Annotated in this window: 24 protein-coding genes and 1 pseudogene; 18 read left to right on the top strand and 7 right to left on the bottom strand. The window is 57.1% G+C overall.

Features of this window, described 5'->3' with window-relative positions:
* The first annotated feature begins 26 nt into the window (after window positions 1-26).
* The 9 genes from PcP3B5_RS20525 (at window position 27) to PcP3B5_RS20485 (ending at window position 9,583) form a co-directional block, all read left to right on the top strand.
* Window positions 27-497, top strand: a complete 471-nt coding sequence (locus PcP3B5_RS20525) for a carboxymuconolactone decarboxylase family protein (protein WP_225617172.1) — start codon at window positions 27-29, stop codon at window positions 495-497.
* A gap of 162 nt (window positions 498-659) precedes the next feature.
* Window positions 660-1,934, top strand: a complete 1,275-nt coding sequence (locus tag PcP3B5_RS20520; RefSeq protein WP_058490381.1) for a cytochrome P450 — start codon at window positions 660-662, stop codon at window positions 1,932-1,934.
* A gap of 151 nt (window positions 1,935-2,085) precedes the next feature.
* Window positions 2,086-3,393, top strand: coding sequence for an amidohydrolase family protein (locus tag PcP3B5_RS20515; protein ID WP_058490380.1), 1,308 nt, complete (start codon window positions 2,086-2,088; stop codon window positions 3,391-3,393).
* Window positions 3,394-3,492: 99 nt separating this feature from the next.
* Window positions 3,493-4,641 carry an acyl-CoA dehydrogenase family protein gene (locus PcP3B5_RS20510; protein WP_058490379.1) on the top strand — a complete coding sequence of 383 codons (1,149 nt, stop codon included), beginning with the start codon at window positions 3,493-3,495 and terminating at the stop codon, window positions 4,639-4,641.
* A gap of 2 nt (window positions 4,642-4,643) precedes the next feature.
* Window positions 4,644-5,714 (top strand): acyl-CoA dehydrogenase family protein, encoded by a 1,071-nt coding sequence (locus PcP3B5_RS20505; protein WP_058490378.1) that lies wholly within the window; start codon window positions 4,644-4,646, stop codon window positions 5,712-5,714.
* Window positions 5,711-6,511: a crotonase/enoyl-CoA hydratase family protein gene (locus PcP3B5_RS20500; RefSeq protein WP_058490377.1), complete on the top strand. Its 801-nt coding sequence runs from the start codon at window positions 5,711-5,713 to the stop codon at window positions 6,509-6,511. The genes PcP3B5_RS20505 and PcP3B5_RS20500 overlap by 4 nt, the downstream gene beginning before the upstream one ends.
* Window positions 6,512-6,539: 28 nt before the next feature.
* Complete coding sequence (locus PcP3B5_RS20495) at window positions 6,540-7,664, top strand: acyl-CoA dehydrogenase family protein (protein WP_058490376.1); 1,125 nt, start codon at window positions 6,540-6,542, stop codon at window positions 7,662-7,664.
* A gap of 18 nt (window positions 7,665-7,682) precedes the next feature.
* The gene (locus tag PcP3B5_RS20490) at window positions 7,683-8,576 is read left to right on the top strand and encodes a cache domain-containing protein (protein ID WP_082816376.1); all 894 of its coding nucleotides are present in this window, start codon (window positions 7,683-7,685) and stop codon (window positions 8,574-8,576) included.
* Window positions 8,577-8,671: 95 nt separating this feature from the next.
* Window positions 8,672-9,583: a DMT family transporter gene (locus tag PcP3B5_RS20485; RefSeq protein WP_061562286.1), complete on the top strand. Its 912-nt coding sequence runs from the start codon at window positions 8,672-8,674 to the stop codon at window positions 9,581-9,583.
* A gap of 16 nt (window positions 9,584-9,599) precedes the next feature.
* Here PcP3B5_RS20485 and PcP3B5_RS20480 read toward each other — a convergent pair whose 3' ends face one another.
* Window positions 9,600-10,619, bottom strand: coding sequence for an amidohydrolase family protein (locus PcP3B5_RS20480; RefSeq protein ID WP_058490373.1), 1,020 nt, complete (start codon window positions 10,617-10,619; stop codon window positions 9,600-9,602).
* A 157-nt stretch (window positions 10,620-10,776) separates the two neighbouring features.
* Between PcP3B5_RS20480 and PcP3B5_RS20475 the strand changes: the two genes are divergently transcribed.
* The 3 genes from PcP3B5_RS20475 to PcP3B5_RS30965 all read left to right on the top strand — a co-directional run bounded on the left by PcP3B5_RS20475 (window position 10,777) and on the right by PcP3B5_RS30965 (window position 12,942).
* Window positions 10,777-11,616 (top strand): oxidoreductase, encoded by an 840-nt coding sequence (locus PcP3B5_RS20475; protein WP_058490372.1) that lies wholly within the window; start codon window positions 10,777-10,779, stop codon window positions 11,614-11,616.
* Window positions 11,617-11,712: 96 nt separating this feature from the next.
* Window positions 11,713-12,504, top strand: coding sequence for a hypothetical protein (locus PcP3B5_RS20470; RefSeq protein WP_061562285.1), 792 nt, complete (start codon window positions 11,713-11,715; stop codon window positions 12,502-12,504).
* Window positions 12,505-12,564: 60 nt separating this feature from the next.
* A complete protein-coding gene (locus tag PcP3B5_RS30965; RefSeq protein WP_082816375.1) occupies window positions 12,565-12,942 on the top strand; it encodes a VOC family protein in 378 nt (125 codons plus the stop codon).
* A gap of 375 nt (window positions 12,943-13,317) precedes the next feature.
* Here the strand turns inward: PcP3B5_RS30965 and PcP3B5_RS30960 are convergent, their stop codons facing one another.
* The 4 genes from PcP3B5_RS30960 to PcP3B5_RS30950 all read right to left on the bottom strand — a co-directional run bounded on the left by PcP3B5_RS30960 (window position 13,318) and on the right by PcP3B5_RS30950 (window position 16,156).
* Complete coding sequence (locus tag PcP3B5_RS30960; protein WP_160336938.1) at window positions 13,318-14,010, bottom strand: TetR/AcrR family transcriptional regulator; 693 nt, start codon at window positions 14,008-14,010, stop codon at window positions 13,318-13,320.
* 52 nt (window positions 14,011-14,062) lie between these two features.
* Window positions 14,063-14,296 carry an integrase core domain-containing protein gene (locus PcP3B5_RS32645; RefSeq protein WP_225617206.1) on the bottom strand — a complete coding sequence of 78 codons (234 nt, stop codon included), beginning with the start codon at window positions 14,294-14,296 and terminating at the stop codon, window positions 14,063-14,065.
* A gap of 431 nt (window positions 14,297-14,727) precedes the next feature.
* A complete protein-coding gene (locus PcP3B5_RS20465) occupies window positions 14,728-15,282 on the bottom strand; it encodes a hypothetical protein (protein ID WP_228480166.1) in 555 nt (184 codons plus the stop codon).
* Complete coding sequence (locus PcP3B5_RS30950; protein ID WP_079281391.1) at window positions 15,275-16,156, bottom strand: BrxR family helix-turn-helix transcriptional regulator; 882 nt, start codon at window positions 16,154-16,156, stop codon at window positions 15,275-15,277. The genes PcP3B5_RS20465 and PcP3B5_RS30950 overlap by 8 nt, the downstream gene beginning before the upstream one ends.
* A 130-nt stretch (window positions 16,157-16,286) precedes the next feature.
* Here PcP3B5_RS30950 and PcP3B5_RS20455 point away from each other — a divergent pair, with 130 nt between their 5' ends.
* From PcP3B5_RS20455 to PcP3B5_RS31560, 4 genes are all read left to right on the top strand, one after another.
* Window positions 16,287-17,477 carry a ComEC/Rec2 family competence protein gene (locus PcP3B5_RS20455; protein WP_061562284.1) on the top strand — a complete coding sequence of 397 codons (1,191 nt, stop codon included), beginning with the start codon at window positions 16,287-16,289 and terminating at the stop codon, window positions 17,475-17,477.
* The gene (locus PcP3B5_RS20450; protein ID WP_061562283.1) at window positions 17,474-19,699 is read left to right on the top strand and encodes a Mov34/MPN/PAD-1 family protein; all 2,226 of its coding nucleotides are present in this window, start codon (window positions 17,474-17,476) and stop codon (window positions 19,697-19,699) included. Before PcP3B5_RS20455 ends, PcP3B5_RS20450 begins: the two co-directional genes overlap by 4 nt.
* Window positions 19,700-19,788: 89 nt before the next feature.
* The gene (locus PcP3B5_RS31565) at window positions 19,789-20,523 is read left to right on the top strand and encodes a hypothetical protein (RefSeq protein WP_042929793.1); all 735 of its coding nucleotides are present in this window, start codon (window positions 19,789-19,791) and stop codon (window positions 20,521-20,523) included.
* Between the two features lie 30 nt (window positions 20,524-20,553).
* Entirely contained in the window at window positions 20,554-20,772 is a 219-nt protein-coding gene (locus PcP3B5_RS31560) for a hypothetical protein (RefSeq protein WP_145923929.1), read from the top strand.
* Window positions 20,773-20,929: 157 nt separating this feature from the next.
* On the opposite strand, the gene PcP3B5_RS20445 is transcribed toward PcP3B5_RS31560, so the two are convergent.
* Window positions 20,930-21,385 (bottom strand): PaaI family thioesterase, encoded by a 456-nt coding sequence (locus tag PcP3B5_RS20445; protein WP_042929795.1) that lies wholly within the window; start codon window positions 21,383-21,385, stop codon window positions 20,930-20,932.
* Window positions 21,386-21,834: 449 nt separating this feature from the next.
* On the opposite strand from PcP3B5_RS20445, the gene PcP3B5_RS20440 reads away from it, so the two are divergent.
* Window positions 21,835-22,149, top strand: a complete 315-nt coding sequence (locus PcP3B5_RS20440) for a hypothetical protein (RefSeq protein WP_042929823.1) — start codon at window positions 21,835-21,837, stop codon at window positions 22,147-22,149.
* Window positions 22,150-22,225: 76 nt separating this feature from the next.
* On the top strand, window positions 22,226-22,417 hold the full coding sequence (locus PcP3B5_RS31850; protein WP_153562516.1) for a hypothetical protein: 192 nt from the start codon (window positions 22,226-22,228) through the stop codon (window positions 22,415-22,417).
* Window positions 22,418-22,717: 300 nt separating this feature from the next.
* Here the strand turns inward: PcP3B5_RS31850 and PcP3B5_RS30945 are convergent.
* A pseudogene (locus PcP3B5_RS30945) lies at window positions 22,718-22,861 on the bottom strand (DUF4158 domain-containing protein); the annotation flags it as partial.
* Window positions 22,862-22,863 lie beyond the last annotated feature (2 nt).

Here is a 22,863-nt window from a genome sequence, read left to right as displayed (position 1 = left end):
GAATTTCCATGGTACCGCTGGAGGATATGCCGGCCGAGCTGCGCGAGGCCATCGTGTGGGGGCAGGAAACCCGCATGCTCAGTTCGACAAGGCCGATCCAGGTCTGGGCGCATCGCCCTGGCCTGGCCCTGGCCTGGCTGGAGCTGATGGCCGGCTTCTATCGGGACAGCTTGCTGGACGAGCGCTTGCGCGAGCTGTTGCGGCTGAAGATCGCCAGTATCACCACCTGCCAGGCATGCCAGTTGGCGCGCAAGTCCGATGAGGTCAGCGAGGACGATATTGCCTGCTTGGCGACCGACAGTGAGCGCTTCACTCCTGCCGAGCGGGCTGCTCTGCGTTTTGCCGAACTGTTCGCGGGTGACTACATGGCCATCGACGACGAGCACTACGCACGAATGGCCGAATTCTTCAGTCCGGCTCAGGTGACGGAAATCAACCTCTATTGTGCCCTGATGCTAGCCGGTGGTCGTATGACTTACGTCCAGCAAGCTTATTGAACGCATTGTTCATACGCCTTGGCTGGGCATTTCTTTTCTTGATTTTGGGCAAAATGTAAAAAATCGTTCAGATTTATGCATAGCGTGCCTAATATGCCCGATAGGGCGTGTCCCTCACGGGGCCACGCATACCGGCTACGTACAACAAGAAAGGAGATGTCCATGTCCGCCCCGGCCCAAAGCAACTTGGAGCAAGTCTTCGCCAATGTCGCGAGCAACTACCGAGGTGCCGATATCGATCTGCACGCGGTATATCGTGAGATGCGCGAGAAATCCCCGGTTCTCCCGGAGAACTTCATGGCGCGCCTGGGTGTGCCGTCGATTGCCGGACTTGATCCTGACCGTCCGGTTTTCACGCTGTTCAAGTACGACGATGTCATGGCGGTGATGCGCGATGCCACGAATTTCACCAGTGGCTTCATCGCCGAGGGGCTGGGGTCGTTCTTCGATGGCCTGATCCTCACCGCCATGGATGGACTCGCGCACAAGAACATCCGCAGCCTGCTGCAGCCGGTGTTCATGCCCGAGACAGTCAATCGCTGGAAGGAATCCAAGATCGATCGGGTTATCCGCGATGAGTATCTGAAGCCCATGGTTGCTAGCAAGCGTGCGGATCTCATGGAATTCGCCCTGTACTTCCCCATTCGCGTGATCTACTCGCTGATCGGCTTCCCCGAGGACCGTCCCGAGGAGATAGAGCAGTATGCCGCCTGGGCGCTGGCTATCCTGGCTGGTCCGCAGGTTGATCCCGAGAGGGCTGCCGCCGCACGTGGCGCGGCGATGGAGGCCGCCCAGGCTCTCTATGACGTGGTCAAGGTGGTAGTAGCGCAACGTCGTGCCGAAGGCGCTGCGGGCGATGACCTGATCAGCCGTCTGATTCGGGCCGAGTACGAGGGGCGCTCACTTGATGATCATGAGATCACCACCTTTGTCCGTTCGCTGCTCCCGGCGGCGAGCGAGACTACCACTCGTACCTTTGGCACCTTGATGGCACTGCTGCTGGAGCGGCCGGAGCTACTGGCGCGTATCCGTGAGGACCGCAGCCTAGTGCCCAGAGTCATCGACGAAACGGTGCGCTACGAGCCGGTGGCCACTTTCAAGGTGCGCCAGGCGGCCAAGGACGTCGAGATTCGTGGCGTGGCCATTCCCAAGGGGGCCATGGTCTCGTGCATTGTCAGCTCGGCCAACCGTGACGAGGACGCGTTCGAGCAGGCCGACAGCTTCAACATCGACCGCAAGTCCAGGCCGTCGTTCGGTTTCGGTTTCGGTCCGCATATGTGCATTGGTCAGTTCGTCGCCAAAACAGAAATCAACTGCGCGCTTAATGCCGTCCTCGACCTGATGCCCAATATTCGCCTCGATGTCGGCAAACCGGCCCCACAAATTATCGGAGCGCAACTGCGTGGCCCCCATCACCTACATGTGATCTGGGATTGAGCCACGTGGCCCTGGTCTTTGCGGGGCGTGCTCGATGTGTTCCTGATAGAATATGTAGTTGAACATATTTAAAAAAAGTGTTTAATTTATCTCGGTCGTGCTCTATGATCGGAAACACATCAGGAACCCGTAAGCCAAGGGGAAAACAACAATGAAGATTGAAGATCTGATTCTCGTCAGCGTTGATGACCACGCGATCGAGCCGCCGAATGCCTTTGCACGTCACATGCCGGCCCGCTTCAAGGGGCGCGAGCCCCACGTTGTCAAGCGCGGAGAGCGCGATGTGTGGGTCTTCGAGGAGCAGGCCACCGGTTATATGGGCCTCAACTCGGTGGTCGGGCGGCCCAAGGAGGAGTACGGCATGGAGCCGCTGGGCTATGAGCAGATGCGCCGCGGCACCTGGAACATCAGTGATCGTGTGGACGACATGAACGCCAATGGCGTACTCGGCTCACTCTGCTTCCCGACCTTTCCTGGCTTCGCCGGCCAGCGCTTCCAGAACCACTCGGACCGCGCCGTGTCCCTGGCGGCCATCCAGGCCTACAACGACTGGCACCTGCACGATTGGTGCAATGCCGCGCCGGGACGTTTCATCCCGCTGATGCTGGTGCCCTGGTGGGACATGCAGGCCGCAGCCGCGGAGGTTGCGCGCTTGGCCAAGCAAGGCGTGCATGCCCTCTCGCTATCCGACAACCCGGCGATTCACGGCTTCCCGTCGATCCACAGTGACTACTGGGACCCGCTATGGAAAGCCTGCGCCGACCACAACGTGGTGATCTGCTGCCACATCGGTACCGGCGTCAAGGCCGAGCACGCCTCCGACCTGTCTCCGATCGACGCCTGGATCACCTCTATGCCGATCTCCATCGCCAACTCGGCGGCCGACTGGATTTGGGCGCCGATGTGGAAGAAATTCCCGAGCCTACGTATGGCCCTGTCCGAAGGCAGCATCGGCTGGATTCCCTACTTGCTGGAACGCGCCGACTTCACCCATCGCCATCACAACGCTTGGACCAATTCCAACTTCGGTGGACAGATGCCTAGCGACATCTTCAAGAAGCATTTCATCACCTGCTTCATCGAGGATAACTTCGGGCTGCAGAACCTGAAGTTCATGAACGAAGAGATGGTGACCTGGGAAAGCGACTACCCGCACTCCGACTGCACCTGGCCGAACTCGCCGGAAACGGCCTGGGAAGGCCTGAGGCACTTGCCCAAGGAGACCATCGACAAGGTCACCCACCTCAACGCCATGCGCGAGTTCTCCTACGACCCGTTCGCGATTCTCGGTCGCGAGAACTGCACGGTCGGCGCCTTGCGCGCCCAAGCTGCGCACGTGAAAACCGAGCCGGCGCTGGGCCTTGGTGGCGCCGACCACGGGCGTGCCGATGGCAAGCCGGTCACTTCTGGCGACATCAATGCGATGTTTGCGAAGGCAGACGCCGGCACTGCTCTCTGATAAGGCGCCTACCAGCCCTCTCCCTTAATGTCGGGGAGGGCTGGCGGGTTTCGGCTCACCTGTCAGTGATTGGCCTTGTGCCCCATTTCGAGAGTTCGCATGTCTATCGCTCAATTCACTTACAGCAGGATTCCCCACGAAGCGGAGTTGCTCCGCCACGAGGTGCGGACATTTCTCCAGGACTATCTTGCCGAGTATCCGGCGACCGCCCGGGCGCAATCCTGGATGGGGTTCGATGCGGGGTTCAGTCGCCAGCTCGGCGCCCGGGGCTGGGTCGGCATGGCGTTGCCGAAGCGCTATGGCGGCATTGAAGCCGGTCCTTTCTCTCGCTACGTAATCATTGAGGAGTTGCTGGCCTCCGGTGCACCGGTGTCGGCGCACTGGATTGCTGACCGGCAGAGCGGCCCGCTGATAAACCGTTTCGGCAGCGAGGCGCAGAAAGACCGTTACCTTCCGTCGATCTGCCGCGGCGAAAGCTATTTCTGCATTGGTATGAGCGAGCCGAACTCAGGTTCCGACCTAGCTTCGATCAAGACCTCCGCTCGTCGCAATGACGGTGGTTGGTTGCTCAACGGACAGAAGGTGTGGACCACAAACGCCCAGCACTCGCATTTCATGATCGCCCTGGTGCGTACCGGCGAGAAGCAGGCGGCGCGCCATGAGGGTATGTCGCAGTTCATCGTCGACCTCAGCCTGCCGGGGATCATCATCCGTCCCATCCGAGACCTGGCCGGTGGCGAGCATTTCAACGAGGTGTTCTTCGACAACGTTCAGCTCGATGCGGATGCGCTGATCGGTACCGAAGGCAAGGGCTGGGAGCAGGTCACCGCCGAGCTGGCTTTCGAGCGTAGCGGTCCGGAACGCTTCCTCAGCTGCATGGCCTTGTTCAGGACACTGATCGATGCACTCGGCCACAGTCCGGATGCCCTACAGTGCCGCGAGGTTGGCCGCCTCACGGCGAAGCTGCTGACCTTGCGCAATATGTCATTGGCAGTCACCGCGCAACTGGCTGCCGGCGAGCATCCGACCTGGGCTGCTTCCTGCGTCAAGGATCTGGGCAATCTGTTCGAGCAGGAACTGCCCGAGGTCGCCCAACTGCTGGTCGAGGCCGAGCCTCGCCTAGTTGGTGGCAGCGAACACGCCCGGGTCCTGGCCTATCTGATGCAGATGGCACCTTCCTTCTCTCTGCGCGGTGGTACTCGCGAAATCCTGCGCGGCATCATCGCGCGTGGCCTGGGGTTGCGATAATCATGCGAGAACTATTTGAATCGACCATTGAGCGCCTGCTCGGCAATCTGGCCACGTCGGAATACGTGCTCGGCTGCGAAGGTGGTGCGTGGCCAGCAGAACTCTGGAGCGTCCTGGAGGACTCTGGTTTCACACTGGCTGCCGTACCTGAAGCCCTGGGTGGGGGCGAGGCGGGGTGGGCTGATCTCTATGTGCTGGCTCGCGCCGCCGGCCGTTTTGCTGCGCCAGTGCCCCTGGGTGAAGCGCTGCTGGCCAACTGGTTGCTTGGCAAGGCCGGGCTTGAAGGACATAGTGGCGTCCTCAGCTTTGGCGCCAGCGTTCAACTCAGCCTGCGGCGCGACAAGGTGGATGGCTCCGTGCATGACGTGCCTTGGGGGCGGTATGTCGATGCGGTGGTGGCCGTTGCCGATACCGCTGATGGTCCACGTGTAGTCCTGTTGGACCGTGCCGCGGCGGCTGAACAGATCCTGGCCCTGAACGTGGCTGGAGAGCCACGCGATGGCCTGCGCTTCAGCTCGGCTCCGGTGCTCGCCAGTGCACCCCTGCCGGCGGGGATGCCGGGTGATGTTCTTTTGTTGGGGGGGGCGTTGCTGCGTTCCGCACAGATCGCCGGGGCCTTGCGAGCGCTGCTGGACATGACCTCTGACTACGCCTGCGAGCGCAACCAGTTTGGCCGCCCGATCGGCGCCTTCCAGGCTATCCAGCAACAGCTCGCGGTATTCGCCGAGCAGGCGGCGGCCGCTGGTGTCGCTGCGGAGGCTGCCTTCGTCGAATCGGACACTGACCTGGCCGCCCTCAGTATTGCTGTTGCAAAGGTCAGTACCGCCGAGGCAGCCAGCGTCGGCGCCAGTATCGCCCATTCTGTGCACGGCGCCATCGGCTTTACCCAGGAGTATTCGCTGCACCTGCTGTCGCGTCGCCTGTGGGCCTGGCGTAGCGAGTTTGGTTCGGCCAGCCTGTGGAGCCAGCGTATCGGCCAACTGGCCTGCGCCGCTGGTGGCCAAGGCTACTGGCCGTTGCTTACAGGGCACGCAACCCAATCTCTACCTGGACTCGGGGGACATACAGCATGAATCCCTTTCTGCAGATCGAGCGGGACGGCGCCATCGTCACCGTGCGCATGAACCACCCGGAAACCCGCAACGCGCTGACCTCGCCGGAGCAAATCCAGGAGTTCGTCGACCTTTGCGCCGAACTGCGTCGGGATCACTCGGCGCGGGTTATGGTACTGACCGGCAACGGCAGCGCCTTCTGCGCCGGCGGCAACGTCAAGGACATGCGCAGTCGCGAGGGGATATTCGCCGGGTCCCCTTACGAACTGCGTAATACCTATCGTGATGGTATCCAGCGCATCCCGCTGGCGTTGTACGAGCTGGATATTCCGGTGATTGCCGCTATCAACGGCCCGGCGATTGGCGCCGGACTGGACCTGGCTTGCATGTGTGATATTCGCCTGGCGTCGACTTCGGCACTGTTCGCGGAAAGTTTTGTCCGACTGGGGATTGTACCGGGCGATGGGGGGGCTTGGTTGCTGCCACGCATCATCGGCATCCCCAAGGCAAGTCTGATGGCTTTCACCGGTGACACCGTCAATGCCGCCAAGGCTCTGGAGTGGGGGTTGGTGGAGCAAGTCTGCACCCACGAGACGCTCCAGGCCGAGGCCCGGTCGCTGGCACAGCGCATCTCTGTGAATCCGGGGCATGCCCTGCGCCTGTGCAAGCGATTGCTGCGAGAGGGCCAGCACATGCGCCTCGATTCGCTGCTGGAGTTGTCCGCCGCTTACCAGTCGCTGGCCCACCACACGGAAGACCATCAGGAAGCGGTCTCCGCCTTCTTGGACAAGCGCAAGCCGGATTATCTGGACCGTTGAGAAGACCGACTGAACTGGAGTGATAGTTATGCGTGGTGTTTTCCGTGAAGACCACAACTTGTTCCGCGAGCAGGCGCGACGTTTCGTCGATCGCGAGATCGTGCCTCACCTGCATGAGTGGGAAAAGAACGGCATCGTGCCCAAGGAGATCTGGCTGAAGGCGGGCGAGACCGGGCTGCTGTGCTCCACCGTGCCGGAAGAATATGGCGGCTCCGGTGGCGATTTCGGCCACTCCGCTGTGATGATCGAAGAGTTGGCCAGGGCCAATGCGACTGCCGTGGGCTTCACCACTCACTCGGAGATAGTCGCACCCTACATCGTCGCCTATGGCAGCGAAGAGCAGAAGCAGAAGTGGCTGCCACGGATGGTCAGTGGCGAGCTGATTGGCGTGATAGCCATGAGCGAACCTGGCATCGGCAGCGACCTGCGCTCGATGCGCACTCTGGCACGCCGCGACGGTGGCGACTACATCGTTTCCGGACAGAAGACCTTCATCACCAATGGCGGTAATGCCGGACTGGTAGTCACCGCCACCAAGCTCGACCCGGCGGCCAAGGAACTGACGCTGATCTGTATCGAGGAAGAGCGCAAGGGCTTCTCCAAGGGGCGCTTGCTGGAGAAGATAGGCCTCAAGGGCCAGGATACCGCCGAGCTGTTCTTCGACGAGGTGCGGGTACCGGCTAGCAACCGCCTGGGTGAGGAGGGGCAGGGCTTCAAGTATCTGACCCACCAGTTGGCCTGGGAGCGTCTGATCATCGCCATCCGTGCGGCGCAGTCAATCCATACCCTACTGGAAGAAACCATCGAATACACCCGCGATCGTAAGGTATTTGGTAAGCCGGTACTGGATTTCCAGAACACCCGTTTCAAGCTAGCCGAGGCCAAGGCGCAGGCGACCATGTTGCGGGTTTTCGTCGACGACTGCCTAGCCAAGGTTATGCGTGGTGAACTACCGGCGGATGTCGCCGCCATGGCCAAGTTGCTCGGTTCGGAGATGCAGGGCAAGTTGCTCGACGAATTCCTTCAACTGCACGGTGGCTACGGCTTCATGAGCGAATACAAGGTCAGTCGCGCCTGGGTGGATGCACGAGTTGCACGCATCTATGGCGGCACCTCTGAAATCATGAAAGAAATCATTGGACGTACCCTGTAATCGGAGGGCTTCGAGCCAATGACTATTGCTGACACCGAGGCCTCCAAGTTGTCTATTTTTCGCCATGTATTGCTACTGCTGCTCGGTGTGCTTTGCCTGTCCAGCGCCCTGGCCCAAGACGAAGGAAATTATGCGGCGGAGGCTATGCAGGCTAATCGTCTGTTGGACCGAGCTGTTGCCTACTACCGGGAAAAGGGGGAGGCTGCTTTTGCTGCCTTCAGTCGTCAGGGAGAGTTCGTCGATGGCGAATTCTATGTTTATGTCGTCGACACTAGCGGCGTGATGTTGGCCAGCGGAGGGCCGTCGGCGAACTTGGTGGGGCGCAATATCGGTGGCGTGCTTGACGCTGAATTGAACAAGTCCTTCAAGGCGGCGTTGGCGTTGCCAGAGGATGGTGAAACCCATAGCGCCGATTACCACTGGGTGAACTGGGTTGATGGCAAGACCGAGCGCAAGCGAGTGTTTTTCAGGCGTGTTGGTGAGCGGATCTTCGCGGTCGGCTATTACATGCCTCGCTCCAGCAAGCAGGAGGCTATCCAACTGTTGGAGCGCGCGAGTGCCGCGATAGCAGTCAACCCCGCGAAGGTGATCGAGCAGGTCAACAGCCTGGACATGGAGTTTATCCGTGATGATCTGTATGTCTTCATCGTCGACCTGGATACTCTGAAGTTCAGCGCCCACGGTTACAACCTGCGCTTGGTTGGTACTGAATTCCGTGCTTTGCAGTCCGCCGACCAAAAGCGGATCGGTATACAGATGCTCGATGCGCTGAAGAAGGGTGGTGGATATGCAGAGGTGAGCTATCTGTGGCGCAACCCTGCGAGCAATCGCCTTGAGCAGAAGAGCACCCTGCTTCGCCAAGTAGGGCGATACGCCGTGGCGGTCGGTTACTACATACGCCCTGGGACCTGAAGGGCGTTGTGGTACGCGAAGCGGGGAGCCTGTGGAGCTTGTCTGGATGTGCGCTGGTTTCCAGTGACTCCTGGGTTCGTTAGGACGGATGACTCATGATCTATCTGTTCCCCATTCTAGCTTCGCTGATCTGGGCCGGTAGCACGGTAGTCAATCGACTGGCCGTCGGTGCTATCGAGCCGGCGGCCATTTCCTTCTATCGCTGGCTCCTGGCGTTCATCTTGCTCAGCCCCTGGTTGCTGCCCAGGGCCTGGAAGCAACGGCGGTTGATCCGCCGGCACTTCTGGCAGCTGTTTGCCCTCGGAGTGTTGGGCATGGCCCTGTATCAGTCGCTAGCCTACTTCGCCGCGCATACGGTTTCTGCCACCTCGATGGGCCTGATTCTCGGTACCATGCCGCTGCTGACCACGCTGCTGGCATTACCGTTGATGGGGGTGCGGCCGACGCCTTCTGTCTGGCTCGGTTGTCTGGTCTCATTCTGCGGGCTCGCCCTGCTTATCAGTGCCGGACAGCCGAGTCGGCTGTGGCGGGAAGGAATGGGCTTGGGCGAGTTCCTCATGCTCATGGCGTCGCTGTCCTATGCGGTCTACTGCCTGCTGCTCAAGCGCTGGCAATTACCGATAGCGACCTGGGAGTCACTCTATGTGCAGGTGTTCTGTGGCTTGATCGTGTTGCTACCAGCGTTCCTGCTGGCCCCTTCGGTGCAACTGACAGCGCACAACTTGCCGCTGGTGGTCTATGCCGGTCTGTTCGCGTCGGCGCTGGCGCCCGGGCTCTGGAACCATGCGCTTGGGGAGATCGGAGCGGAGAGGATTGCGGTGTTTATGAACCTTACGCCATTGTTCACCGGCTTGCTGGCAGTGGTGCTACTGGGTGAGGAACTGCATGGCTATCACGCTATTGGTGGTGGCCTGATTCTGTTTGGCATCGCTGTGGTACAGGGACTCGTACCGATGCCGCGCAGGGGGACCAGGACCGGTACGGGACCCAGGTGCTCCGACACCTGAGCCCGCTTGGGGATGATCAGCGGCTGACCTGGGGCTCCAGTTTGAGCAGGCGGATCGCGTTGCCACTGCGAATCTTCTCCCGGTCATCTCCGCTCAGGCCCAGGTTCTCGGTGAGGTCGCCATGGGCATAGGCTCCCCCGAAGTTAGTGCCGTAGACCAGCCGATCCACGCCGACGACCTCCACCACGCCACGGCGCAGGCCTAGCGCATGTACGTCGAGGTCGAAGTAGAAGTTGTCCAGGTAGTCCATCAACGGCCTGCGGTTGCGGGCATCCGGTGCCATGGCCTGGTTCAGTTCGCTGAGGCGGCCGAGCTGAAACACCGCCATACCGCCAGCATGGGTGATGTAGGCCTTGAGTTTAGGATACGCATCCAGCGCACCACCGCAGATCAGGTACCAGAAGAACAGCGTTTCATCGACGCAGTCACCAACGATCGAGGTGGTCTCGAACTTGTCGTCGGTGTGCTTCTCGCCCCAGTAGATGGACTGGTTGAAGCCGTGCACCATGATAGGCACATCCAACTGCTCGATTTTCTCCCAGACCGGAAACAGGCGTTCGTCATGGGTTTCGATACCATTGAAATTGGTACCGCCGACACAGACTCCCTTGGCGCCCAACTGCTGGACAGCGCGCTCGATCTCCCTTGTTGCTGCTTCCGGCTCGGCCAGGTTTGCATGGCACCAGAAGTCGAAATGCTGCGGATCCTGACGGCAATAGGCGGCCATTTCGTCATTGCATATGCGTGCGTATTCGGTCCCGAACTCACCTGCCCAGTACATGAATGCATGAGAGGGTACTGAAACTACCAGTTTGTCTACGCCGCGCTCGGCCATCAGGCGTCGGCGGCTTTCATGGGTCATGCGACCCAGTAGGTTGGCTTCGGCTTCCTCGTCGCTTCGCGCCTTGGACGGCTGCTTGGTGCCCAAGGAAAAGTGACCGACTGTAAAGCCTGTGGTCTTCATGAAGGGGCCCCAGAACTCATGGCGGTTCAGCATTCCCTTTGTCACGAGGTGGGCATGGATATCGATCAGCACGGTGTAGTCCTCAGGGTGGGTTGCAAGGCAGTGGCACGGATTTATAAAATCTTATTTGAACATAAATTAAAAATTTGTTCATATGCTTTCCAGGCAACCATCAAGCCGGCCTTCGACATTGGCTGGCCCAGGAATCCACCGAGCCCGGAGATCAACAATGAATAAGACTTGGTTCGTCACGGGGGCCACCCGTGGTCTCGGCGAGGCCATTGCCAGAGCAGCGCTGGAAGCAGGTGACAATGTTGTTGCGACAGGTCGCCATCTGACTCGTCTCGAACGGGTGTTCGAGCCCTTTGCTGAGCGTGTACTGGCTCTGCAATTGGATGTCACCGAGGCTGGCCAGGCGGCCGCCGTGGTTGAGGCAGCAGTACAACGTTTCGGGCGTATTGACGTTGTCGTGAATAATGCGGGATATGGCCAACTGGGTCCCTTCGAGGAGAACGACGCCGGAGCAGCAGAGCGGCAGTTTGCAACCAATGTCTTCGGCCTGTTCCATGTCTGCCGTGCAGTGCTGCCAACGTTGCGCCGACAGCGCAGTGGACACATCTTCAATGTTTCCTCCATTGCTGGTCTGACCGGTATGGCTGGTGCGGCGCTGTATTGTTCGGCGAAGTTCGCTGTGGAGGGGTTTTCCGAATCCCTTGCCCAAGAGGTCGCGCAATTCGGCATACGCGTAACTCTGATCGAGCCTGGCGCCTTTCGTACCGACTTTCTCGATGGCAGTTCGGCCGCTTTGGGTAGCAACAGCCTGGAGGACTATGCCGAGCTCAGTCGTCGTATCAAGGCGTCGTCGGCGGCTAACAATCACCAACAGAAGGGCGATCCCGCCAAGCTGGGTGTGATGCTTGTGAGGCTGGCCGGTGAAGAGCATCCGCCGCTGCGCTACCTGGCCGGTTCCGATGCCCTGCAAGTAATGACAGGAAAACTGGTGGCGTTGACTCGCGAAGTGGAGCAGTGGCGCGATTGGTCGGCACTCACCGACGGGAATTTCAGCTGAGGCCAGGGAGATCGTTGAGGGTGGGTTCGGCTCTGCCTGGAGCCGGACATTGCCATTGGGTCGAAGGCATCACAGGATTTGTGAAGGAACTTCTACTTGAATCGCGATAACAAGAAAGACAATCGGTTTCGGAGTTACCTGCTGATATTGATGCTGCTGGCTTGTGCCAGGGGAGAGGCTTTGGGGGCACAGGACCGACAGGCGTTGCACGGGATGCGCACTCTGGCGACCCGGGCGGCCGTCAATGCGCTGCTCTACTACAACCTCAACGGCACCCCCTATGAGGCAGAGAACATCGAAGTCTCCACCCGTGAACTGGAGCGCTTGCACGAAATGGCCACGCAAGTGGGGGATGCGTCTCTGATTGAGCAGGTCCGCCGGTTCGACAATGCGGTTGTCGAACTCAAGCACCTGCCACAAAGCATCGCTGACGCTCGCCAGGTTCAGGCAGCTTATACACGTTGGTTGCCCGCTGTCGTTGAGGGGTATTCCAACCTAGAAAGGTTACTGACCGAGCACTACGACGCTGCTCCTGATCCGGGGAAGATGCAAGACGAACTGCACGAGCTAAGTCAGAATATCGGGCAGATGTTGATCTCGTACCAACTGGCGTCCTTTCCGAACTTCGGCGGCGACCTCTGGATTCTCGACGATCAAGCACTCGCCTCGCTGGATAGCAGTATCGAACGGCACTTTGCTGAGCTATCCGCGCGCGGCCACGATCTGTCCACGACTCTGAACGCTCCACAGCGTGACTACCATTTCGTGCGTCCGCGCCTTCTGGAGCCGTCAAGGCACTGGGCGCCGAATGCGGTAGCGCTGTACCTGATGAAAGCGATGACCGCCCTTGATGATGAAGTACGGCGCTTGGGGACTAGGTCCAGATAATTCGCGCGTGTAGTTGCTTGGTCTCTTAGAAACCAGAAATTACCCTACCGGAGGACTGTAATGATGTTTACGCATTTGACTGTGGGCACCAATGACCTGGTAAAGGCGCACGCCTTCTACAATCTTGTTCTTCCCACACTGGGCTACGTCTGTTTGGCATCCATGGAAAATTCCGCAGTCTGGGGAGGAGCAGATTCTCGCTTCGTGGTCCTGAAGCCAACTGATGGCAATGTCGCAACAGTAGGTAACGGCGTAACGATAGGTTTCACCGCCCCCACCCGGGCTGCGGTGGATGAATTTCACAAGGTGGCTCTGCAGGCTGGAGGCGTCGATGCGGGGGCCCCCGGTCCGCGGAACTACGGCCCTCACGTATATTCCGCGTATGTACGTGATCTGGATGGCCACAAGATCGTTGCCACTTGTCTGAACCTCGAATGAGTCGGGCAGACGTAGAGTGCATCCATGTGCCGACGTCAGTCGAGGTGTCGCAAATTCTGGCGGATGCCCGGTTGAGCGCTTCTGCCTGGCTAGTCCGGCAAATAGCCTGGTGTTGGGGCGGCTGCTCTGTGTCGATGGCGTCACCGAAGTTCTGGAGCGGGGGGGGGCACTGGTAAGCCCGAAGTGCTAGGTTGTCAGGTTCAATGGAGTCGCTGTTGAAGATGCTGCGACTTTATTTAATGCAGCGGTTCGACAAACTGGTAATGGTTCAGGCATAGGCTGACGAGCCGGTTTTTTCCACGAGCTTTTGCTGTGACTTTGGAATGGCCTGTTTTCAGCGGTTGAAAAGAATGGTCATGACACTTGGTTTTGCCTCTAGGTGCGAGTACTTGGGGTGATTGTGGCTATGTCAAGTTGTTGAGTGTCGCTAGAGTAATTCTGGCCTGCCGCCAATAGACCTGCCAGGAAGAAACTATGGAAGAAGTCTAAGAGCGCGGCGGCTGTAGTTTTCTTCATGTCGATGGTGGGATTTTTGTAAGTGTTTTCCATGAGTAGAGCAATACAAGGTCCGACAATGCAGAGTACGAAGTACGGCAGGTCGGGAGCGGTTCTAGGAATGCCGCTAATCTGGCTAGAAATCTCCAGTAGTCTCGATATTTGAGCATCACCCTCTTTTTCAAAGAGCTTCTGAAGTCTCGAAGATGGCTGGAATAGTTCTCTTATAAGTATCTGGACATACCATATGTCTTTTGTTGTACTTGTGTCGATCAGACGCTCTAAGGTGCGACGCAATTGTATCGATGCCGGGAGCCCTAGGTCAGAGGTAGGGCTCAGTTCTGGAAGGCGATCTATTCGCCTTTTAGCTTCGGAAATAACCTCCTCGTAAAGCTTTGCGCGACTGCCAAAATGGTAATTTATTGAGGCAGAGCTGGTGCCAGATTTCTCTGCAATTAATGCGCTTTTCACTCCTGCCAGACCGTACTTAGCAATAAGCCGACCGGCCTCCTCAATAATGTGCTCGCGAGTGGCAGCGCCGTCTGATCTTGATGAGGAATGACTGTTGGTCACGTGAGTCTCCGCTTTGATCTGCTTTGTGGCCTGATCCGCAACTGATGTGCAGTTAGTTAAGGCTATTACTTGCATTTCGCCGCTCAAACTCCATCGGACGGAGATTGCCCAATATCGAGTGGCGACGGAGGTGATTGTAAAGGTAGATGCAGTCGAGCAAGTCACTTTTCGCATTCTGGTTGCTGGTGTAGTGCGTCAGGTACAGCCGTTCTGCTTTCGGCGAGCGGAAGAAACGCTCCACCTCCGTATTGTCCCGGCAAGCCTCTGGTTGCGAGGGGCTGTGCAGGATGCGAATTTGCCGGGACCAAGGCTAAGTAGTCGTAGGTACAGCCGTACCAACCGTTCCTTCGCCGACTTCAACAGCACCATGTGCCTGAGCCCGGCGCTGACCATCGACCGCGAACAGGCCGACCAGATCCTTTCGATCCTCGATGAGGCTCTGGCAGAGGAGGGGAAAGTTTTCTAATGAAGTCCCATGGGCAACGACGGGAAGCGGTGTCGATGGGCTTTGTCAGAGCGATTCCGGTGCTGTCCCTAACATGCCCCCTTGAAGTGAAAAATTCCAGCTCATAGTGACAAATGACGCAAATAGAGCAACGTGGTTACATCTTCACTTTCGCGGTTTCGACATAAAGAAAGTCGATCTCGAAGTAGTCAGATATACATATTTTTCACTCTAGATCACCAAAGTATCTGTGATTTTGCACATACTAACGATCAGGGTGTCTTGGAAGGCGTGGATGTTCCGCTGGGCCGCGGCGTTGGTTCTCCGGCAAGGGTTTTGGCGCTTCTTGATTTGTCAATCCCCCAAACGGCTTTCGCTACCTCTTCAATTTTTGCAACGAACTTGTCGACGTTGAAACCGGCGATGAATGCAAGGGCGAAGAAACCAATCTCGCTTGCGTCGGCCTTTGAGCTCGACTCCAGCACAAGGAGGCCAGCTTTGAGGAATAGAAAACTGACTGCCCCGGCAATAGTGCTGGTGATGGGGCGAATGAAATACCAGATGTGCCAGTCTGGGTCCCAACGCTTATGAACGCATTTGTTTAGGTATATCGCCCGGAAGCAATACAGCGCCCCGCCCACATAAGCGATAGCGCCACACATGAGCGGCACGCGCAATGGCGCGTAGGGGACTGGTAACCAACCTAATGCCATGGCACCTATCGAGTAGGTTGCGAAGATGAGCCAGCCCAATAGATAGAACAGGATCCCTAGGATCATCCATATGTGCTTGGCTGGAGCGTCCCCTGTTACGCCGTTATCACTCATTTTGCTGTGCCTCCCCTATAGGAATATGTTCCTCGATGCGAAGCATGACGATTTGCTGGGAGTCATTCACGGGGTCGCCCGCCTTGAGATTCAAGTTCAGGCGGCGATTGAGGTAGTAGAGCTGGGCTTTGCGGGCACGAAGCTTGGTTTCTCCATTTACCATTTGGTAGTCGTGCTCAATCGCTCGGCGCTTATTAGGGGGGTAAGTCGGATTGGGTCCGATGACTACGTCGATCAATGTTTCCCACTCTGCATCTCGTGGGATAGGTGAGGGGGGGGGGGAGGAGTTGATGACCTCTGTAATTCGCCCCAGTACAAAGTCCTTGAAAATGAGCGACCTGAAACAGAATGCTCGGACGTGCCACCGGAAGCCGTCGCTTGCAAACGACGTCGGGTAAATGGTTCGTAGTGTCGGCTCATCGAAGTGAGTCATTGAGCGATAGTCAACGGTGAGCGCCTCACTTCTTTGGATCGCTCTGATCAGATGTATGAGTATTTGCGCGTCGACCTGTCGGGTAGGTGAGGGCAGGCTTGCCACTGGTGGTGCCCACCCAACGAAGCTGTCACTGGCAGCGACCGTACCAGTCTCTCGCAACAGCAGTTCATTGAGGTAATGGCTGCTGCTTGGATTAGTCAGGACGGGCCGAAATGCTGAAGTGGCCACGTAGGTCTTCAGCGTGCGGTCATAGACCATATTGCCTGGCGCCAGCTCTTGATAAGCCGCAAGGTCAAGTGATGCCTGGGGTACCGATATCCGGAAGAAGGTCGTCAGATCAGAGCGGTTAAGCCGCCCCTCCCAAAGCAATCGAAAATCGATGAACTCCAGGCGACGATCTTGTCCCCAGCGTCCGGTGCGAGCTGTTGGACTGGTCATAGGCGTTCCGCTAAAGTAATTGTGGGCATAAAAAATAGTCGCATAAAGTCTAGACGGGTAGTTTTTCTATGCGTATCTTAGCGTGCCTGTTGGCTTTCTCAAGCTCGCGTAGCGACCCGGGGAGGGTTTTATGGCGGCGAAGATCACATTTTTCCAAGTCGGCAATGGTGACATGACGCTTGTTCGTCTCGCGGACACGCGTGTTACAACTATTCTCATTGACAGCAATATTCGTGCAGCAGCTGATGATCCTGATGATGAGACGCCAGACGTCGCAAAGGCGCTTCGCAAGCGGCTGATGATCGACAAGGACGGACGTCCGTTTGTTGATGTGTTTCTGCTGAGTCACCCCGACCAGGACCACTGTCGAGGTCTGATTAAGCATTTCTGGCTGGGTGATCCCGCCGATTATCCCGACGACGATCTGGATCAGGCTGACAGGCGCATCCTGATCGGTGAGATCTGGTCTTCGCCCCTGATTTTCCGTCGTCGCTCAGCAAACCATACGCTGTGTAACGATGCCGGGGCATTCGACAAGGAAGCCCGGCGCAGGGTCAAATACTGGCGTACCTATAGGAGTGCCAGCACCGGCAACCGTATCCTCATCATGGGAGAGGACATCAAGGGTAAGACTGACGACCTTGGATCGATTGTCATCAAGTCGGGCGACAAGTTCAGCCGAATTGACGGAGAGGATTGCTCTGCATTTTTTAGAGCTCACCTGCTGGCCCCGACGCCGCATGACGATGATGAGGCGCTCGAGGAGCAGCTCAGCAAGAATGAGTCCAGCGTTGTCATGAATATGGAGATCTCTCAATCGGCGTATTCGCCTTCTAAGGCTCGTTTCCTGATTGGCGGTGACGCAGCGGTGCTTATCTGGGAGCGCCTGTGGGATCGTTTTGAGCGGTCCCCTGAGACCCTTGAGTACGATCTACTTCTTGCTCCCCACCATTGCTCTTGGCGCACCCTGTCTTACGACAGTTGGTCGGAGAATGGGGAGGACGCCAGGCTCAACGAAGGTGCGCGTAATGCCCTTGGCCAAGCCCGTAGTGGCGCAACCATTGTCTCCAGTAGCAAAGAGATTCTCGACGACGACATCGACCCGCCGAACATTCGTGCAAAGCGTGAGTACAAGGATATCCTGGACGGGGTGGATGGCTGGTTTGGCTGCACGGGAGATCTGAAGGATGAAGCAGTTCTGGAGTTCACGGTGGAGTCGGGCGGTACAGTCAGGCGGGCCACTGTGGCGGCGGTCCTGGCTGGGGCTGCAACGACTTCGGTAGCGGCTGCAGTCGCGCCGCGGGCTGGAAGCGGAAAATGATCGAGTACTTCGAGCTCGGCGACGCTGTGGCGTGCTTCCAGGAGGATGCACTCTATCCCGAGACGATCACGCTTCTGAACGCTTGTCGTGCGAGCCCGCACATCGATGTACGCGAATTGCGGTGTGAGACGATTGATGGGGCTCGCACGGATTACATTATCATTGATGCTGGCGACGGCACCGTAGACTCTGGAAACCCCGCTGGCATTCGTCGACGAGAGCGCTTGGCAATAGGGATCAATCCGCAGTATCGGGTACCTATTTTGGTACACACGCTGCGTAAGGATTTTCCTGCGCTCTCACATCAGCACCCGACCGTGCTTGGGCGTCCTAGGATGCTCTGCTTGTATGATTCTGCATGGGCAGCAGTGCAGCGCGGTTGGACGCCACAGCGCTTCATTGCACGGATGTTCTGGTGGCTAAGAGAGTCGGCACAACTCAAACTACATCGGGAGGATCAGCCTCTCGAGCCGCTTTTCTATATGAGCCCCTGCCAGCTGATTCTTCCTGCCAATTATGCGGATTACATCGCCTCAGATGATCAGGCACTTAACTTTTTGAGGGTGCCGTCAGAAGAATCGATCATCCTTCGGGCTGTACCAGCTGATCCGTCAAATCAATCCAAAGCCGTTAGGGTAATCTCCATCAACGTGCCACCCGTGGATTCAACCGCAGTGGTTGCTCTGCCTGGCACGCTTGGTTCATTGCAGGAGCAGTTGGAGGCCTGGGGGAGCGATCTAGCAGAACAGTTGTACACCAGTGTCTTTGACGCCATCCCAGATGGTGTTGTGCTCGCTGACGGGGCTGGTGAGGGGATGTTGATCCTCCTGTGGGTTCCTCGCACTCGCGCTGGGGCTCTCGAGCGGGCAGATGTGATCGGTTACTTGATGACTTCGTCCCTGCTTGAGCTTGCTGATGCGTTTGAGATGCTTGGTATGCCCGATCAGAATGGTCGTCGCTTGCGGATCGCTCTGCTTGATGGGTACCGGGGCTCTGGATGGCGCTCCCTGCCGCTATTGCCGGTAGAGGTGCGTTCGGCTCTCACTGCACAATTCGCTCGAGAGCTGTCTGCGGTGGAGCCAGAGAGCGCACAGTTCGACGGAGTCTTAGCCGGTGTAGGTGCGCTAGGTAGTGCTTTGGCTGACCTCTGGGTTCGTCAGGGCTGGGGGCGGTGGACGTATGTCGATCCGGATCGGCTCATGCCACACAACCTCAGTCGTCACCTAGCATCCGATGACTGCATCGGCTTTCTTAAAGCTGACGTCATGCGCGCATTTGCACGGGACATTTACCCCAATGAACTGGCGCCAGTTGCCATTGCAAAAAGCATTGTCGCCGATGACGAACAGGTCCATGCCGCATTGGATAAAGCTCAACTCGTCGTCGACGTTACGACTACCTTCGAAGTTCCTCGCGAGCTGGCTCATATGCAGGATGCACCTCGTACGGTGAGCCTTTTCCTGGCGCCGTCGGGGCTTTCGAGCGTGATGATTCTTGAAGACCAGGATCGAAAGCAACGCATCGATGGACTCGAGGGACAGTACTACCGGGCGATTTTGACCAGCGAATGGGGTAGCACACATTTAGCCAATCACTTGGGCGATCGCTGGGTCGGTGGTGGATGCCGAGATATTTCGGTACGGATGTCCAATGAGAGTGTTCATACCCACGCAGGTATTCTGTCGCGTCAGCTGCGGCAGTCGGTGCTTAGGCCGGACGCGCGCCTCTGCATCTGGACCTATGAGGAGCATTCCGGAGCAGTGTCTGCTCATGAAGTGCCGGTATGGGACGTAGTTTCCCGGGAGTCGAACGGCTGGACAATTAAATACGATACTTTCTTGGTCGAGAAGCTCAGGCACGCTCGGGTTGCGGCTCTTCCTAATGAAACTGGTGGAAGCGTCCTAGGTGTCACGGATTTTAAGTCCAAGACTATTGTTGTTGTCGACGTGCTTCCCACTCCGAGTGATAGTCGGGCTAGCTCCAGTCATTTCATTAGAGGGGAAGAGGGCCAGCAAGAGATGCTTGAGGAGGTGCACCGCCGAACTGCGCGAGTGGTGGACTATATTGGCGAATGGCATTCCCACCCAGATGGTTGTTCTTCTCGCCCAAGCCAAGATGATGAGAAATTGCTCGATACGTTGCACCGCAAGATGAGTGCGGAGGGCCTCCCTGCCTTGATGGTCATTGTCGCCAGGGATGAGGAGTCATTCCTTGTGCGTTAGCGCACTCCGCAGGCAAGCAGCGCGCATAGATTATGCTGTAGGGGGGGATTTAGTCCTGCGCTAGGTGATTGATTGCTTGGAGTTTGGAGGTGTTCTTGAAAGTCTTTTGGTATTTGTTGAACTCAATATCTGGTATGTTTTTCATGGGGGACATGCTACTTCAAACCGAAAAGGCTAGGCAGTTTATGCAAGAGGTTGATCGTGGTTATTTTTCGATGATCTCTATAGCTAGGCGTTCGCAAGTCTCGGTGGTATTGGTTTGGGTCGCCAAGGTCTTTGGTGGATTGGCTTTCTTTTCTTTTTTAATGATTCTAATCGCAGGCTGGTTTCGTTGGAGGCTGGATGGTATCGGCTTCGCTTTAGTTACCACGTTTCTTGGGGCTGTGCTACTTACAGGGTCTTTATTTTGGGTTCTCCGACATAGAATAATTATTCGGGAGTTTCTGGGGATTGCCGGATTTTTTGGGGGTTCCTGCCTGATGCTGCCAATGGGAGATATGCTATTGAATATAAATGTCACCCAAGGTATCGCATCTCTGATTGCTCGTGATTATGGCTACTTGTGGGGTGGTGCTATTCCTGTTGGTTTACTTCAAAGTACTCTTGTTCTGGGGAGTATCTTTATTATATCGCTTGCGTGCCTATACCTGTTTGCCTGGGTGTACGCAGCACCAGTAGCTCTGTTTGCGATTTCTATTGTCGCCATGCCGATACTTTGGGCTCGGCTTAATTTGAGGTTGTTCCCGAAGCGACCAATAGTCCTTTTGTTTTTGGTTGTCTTTTTAATTAGTACTGCTGCTCTTGTTTTCTTCAATTGGGATTGACGTCTAGGTGATGGTTTGCCAGGTTTCTCGTTGAGCCTCGTCCGTGCTGTGCAGATACTTGCTTCTCATTTGTGTTTTCGAACTATCAATCTGTTCACCATCGGCAAAGAGTCACCTAGCTATGATAATGATGAGCTGTTCGTCAATCACGTGCTCAGGGACGATCGTGATGTCTTTCATACGCAGGCTACGGACACCGTAGTCGAGTTCGGCGTGACAATTTTGGCACAGGCAGATACTGATGGATGAATGCCAGCAAAGCTATGCGGAGACGTCGCATCCTGGGCCGAGTTTTAGCAAGAGGCATTGGAAGCGACGACATCTGTACCACAAATGCAACAGAACCCACCGAACGGTCGTATGATGGCTTCTGGTTTTAGTTTTAATCTCGTGCTGACTCTTACGCTCACGCGTTAAAGCGAAATACAATCATCTCTCCCGTGGCACACACTTGGCCATTGGCACTCAGAGAAAGTTCTATAATCGCCTTTCTACCCTCCAGAGACTTAAGCTTCCCCTCGAGACTCAACTCGACACCGAGCGGGGTTGGCTTGCGATAAACAACCGTGAGTGTTCCGGTGACAAATCGAATCGCCTCAACCTCGTCGCCCATCTGGCGATTCTCAGCTAGATAGCAGAAGGCGGCTGCGCTTGCGGCACCGTGGCAATCGAGGAGCGATGCAATCAGTCCGCCGTAGGCATTGCCTGGATAACCACCGCTGTACATCGGGTCGGGAAGAAATCGTGCTTGCACCACGTCCCCGATTAGGTAGCTCTTCAGCTTGTGGCCATTTTCATTCTCCGTGCCGCAGTCATAGCAGTGTGCGAACTCCTCCGGATAGTGATCCTGAGTTGCCAACATACCGTTCCTTCTTTTGATTGGTCGTAAACGCACATTGATATTGCCTTCCTGTCGCAACGTATCAGAGCAATCTGCTGGTGGTCATCTATTAAATTGTGAGAATGCGCATGTGGGGACACTTGGATTGCAGCGAGGCTCAGGGCTGTGTGAAAGGTTGTTCGAAGAGCTCATCGGAGGCGAGACAGGCTTTGTGCCTGTTCACTTTCACTCATTCGATGACGGAAGGCAGTATGCCGTCTGTGTTTGAAATGGCTCAATACCGGCCTCGGACCGGTGAATGCCTGAATGCGGCCCAAGCTGTGTGAAAATCTCTGCTGAGTTCTGCCGCTGGTCCGGAGCACCGAAGGGCCGTTTTCGGGGAGCACATAACCCCACCGTGCAAGGCACCTGAAGGAGTATCGTGTGTCGGATAAACGATGTCGTACATGTACCCGAGCAGGAGGTTCTCAATGAAGATCACAGCTATGGAACAGACCGAATCGGTCAGAGATGTCCTATGCGACGTTTGTGGCGATAGCACGCGTGTTGAAGGGTATGGATTGCAATTTGGTACGCTTCGCGCCAGTTGGGGTTATGGCTCGTCCCATGATGGTGAGCGCTATGAGGTCCATCTGTGCGAGCCCTGCTTTTTTAGGGTGCTTTCCGGGCTCAGGCGAGAGCGCATGGTGAGCTTCATGTTCGGCGATGAGGACCAAGAGCTCAGCCATTTTGGACGCCTTGCTCGCGATGATTTCTTCAATGACGGCGGTAGCACGACCTCCTGATTTCCTGCTACGAGGGCTTTGCCCAGCGCTGGCATGCGGATATGCGGTGAGCGAAAGGCGGCAGGAGGAATAAGCCATGAAGGGAGTACTCCAGCCAGCGGCGCTATCGGTCGCCGAGCTGATCGACTGCCTGCGTCCCACGAACGAGGCGCCCTATTCGGTTGAGCACTATGCCGAGATCTTTGGCCTCAGCCCTGCCGTGTTTGCCGACCAGATCATTGCCTATCGTCGCAGCCACCTATCGCACTGTCTTGCGCTCCGTGGATGAGCGTTATGACGTTCGCGGCTATGACGGTGGCGGCCTACCTGGCGCACCGCGCCACCCTGCCTGAGGCGCAGCGGGCATACTTCGAGCAGCATGCACCAGCGGAGGTGGATGGCCTGCCTGGAAAAGTTCACGGCCAAGTTGCTGTTTGGCTGCAAGGGGCGCTTTTCGCCGCAAGAGTACCGTTACTAATGAGCGACTGATCTCGAGTTCGGAGTCGCATGCGAGAACCGCACGTCAAAATACCTACGATGACATCACGTGACGAGGACATGGGCCATAGTTGACCTCAGTACCTGGCGAGCGGTTGGCGTCGCCGCGCCGCTGGCGAATCAGCGACAGATCGGAGTCGTTGAAGGTGTAGTAACGGACCAGGTCATCCTGGCTTTCCGGCAGCGCGAGCAGGCTATCCCGCTCCGTGGCTGAGAGGATCAAGCGACGCGGCATGT

The sequence above is a fragment of the Pseudomonas citronellolis genome (genome assembly GCF_001586155.1).
Taxonomy (GTDB): Bacteria; Pseudomonadota; Gammaproteobacteria; order Pseudomonadales; family Pseudomonadaceae; genus Pseudomonas; species Pseudomonas citronellolis.
This window is presented reverse-complemented; position numbering and strand designations above follow the sequence as displayed.

Coding starts and splice junctions, on each gene's coding strand:
- PcP3B5_RS20465 (WP_228480166.1), bottom strand. CDS start 15,282: ATGAGTGATAACGGCGTAACAGGGGACGCTCCAGCCAAGCACATATGG.
- PcP3B5_RS20450 (WP_061562283.1), top strand. CDS start 17,474: ATGATCGAGTACTTCGAGCTCGGCGACGCTGTGGCGTGCTTCCAGGAG.
- PcP3B5_RS20445 (WP_042929795.1), bottom strand. CDS start 21,385: ATGTTGGCAACTCAGGATCACTATCCGGAGGAGTTCGCACACTGCTAT.
- PcP3B5_RS30965 (WP_082816375.1), top strand. CDS start 12,565: ATGATGTTTACGCATTTGACTGTGGGCACCAATGACCTGGTAAAGGCG.
- PcP3B5_RS20520 (WP_058490381.1), top strand. CDS start 660: ATGTCCGCCCCGGCCCAAAGCAACTTGGAGCAAGTCTTCGCCAATGTC.
- PcP3B5_RS20485 (WP_061562286.1), top strand. CDS start 8,672: ATGATCTATCTGTTCCCCATTCTAGCTTCGCTGATCTGGGCCGGTAGC.
- PcP3B5_RS20505 (WP_058490378.1), top strand. CDS start 4,644: ATGCGAGAACTATTTGAATCGACCATTGAGCGCCTGCTCGGCAATCTG.
- PcP3B5_RS20500 (WP_058490377.1), top strand. CDS start 5,711: ATGAATCCCTTTCTGCAGATCGAGCGGGACGGCGCCATCGTCACCGTG.
- PcP3B5_RS20495 (WP_058490376.1), top strand. CDS start 6,540: ATGCGTGGTGTTTTCCGTGAAGACCACAACTTGTTCCGCGAGCAGGCG.
- PcP3B5_RS20475 (WP_058490372.1), top strand. CDS start 10,777: ATGAATAAGACTTGGTTCGTCACGGGGGCCACCCGTGGTCTCGGCGAG.
- PcP3B5_RS20440 (WP_042929823.1), top strand. CDS start 21,835: ATGAAGATCACAGCTATGGAACAGACCGAATCGGTCAGAGATGTCCTA.
- PcP3B5_RS20525 (WP_225617172.1), top strand. CDS start 27: ATGCCGGCCGAGCTGCGCGAGGCCATCGTGTGGGGGCAGGAAACCCGC.
- PcP3B5_RS31850 (WP_153562516.1), top strand. CDS start 22,226: ATGAAGGGAGTACTCCAGCCAGCGGCGCTATCGGTCGCCGAGCTGATC.
- PcP3B5_RS30950 (WP_079281391.1), bottom strand. CDS start 16,156: ATGACCAGTCCAACAGCTCGCACCGGACGCTGGGGACAAGATCGTCGC.
- PcP3B5_RS20490 (WP_082816376.1), top strand. CDS start 7,683: ATGACTATTGCTGACACCGAGGCCTCCAAGTTGTCTATTTTTCGCCAT.
- PcP3B5_RS20510 (WP_058490379.1), top strand. CDS start 3,493: ATGTCTATCGCTCAATTCACTTACAGCAGGATTCCCCACGAAGCGGAG.
- PcP3B5_RS20515 (WP_058490380.1), top strand. CDS start 2,086: ATGAAGATTGAAGATCTGATTCTCGTCAGCGTTGATGACCACGCGATC.
- PcP3B5_RS20455 (WP_061562284.1), top strand. CDS start 16,287: ATGGCGGCGAAGATCACATTTTTCCAAGTCGGCAATGGTGACATGACG.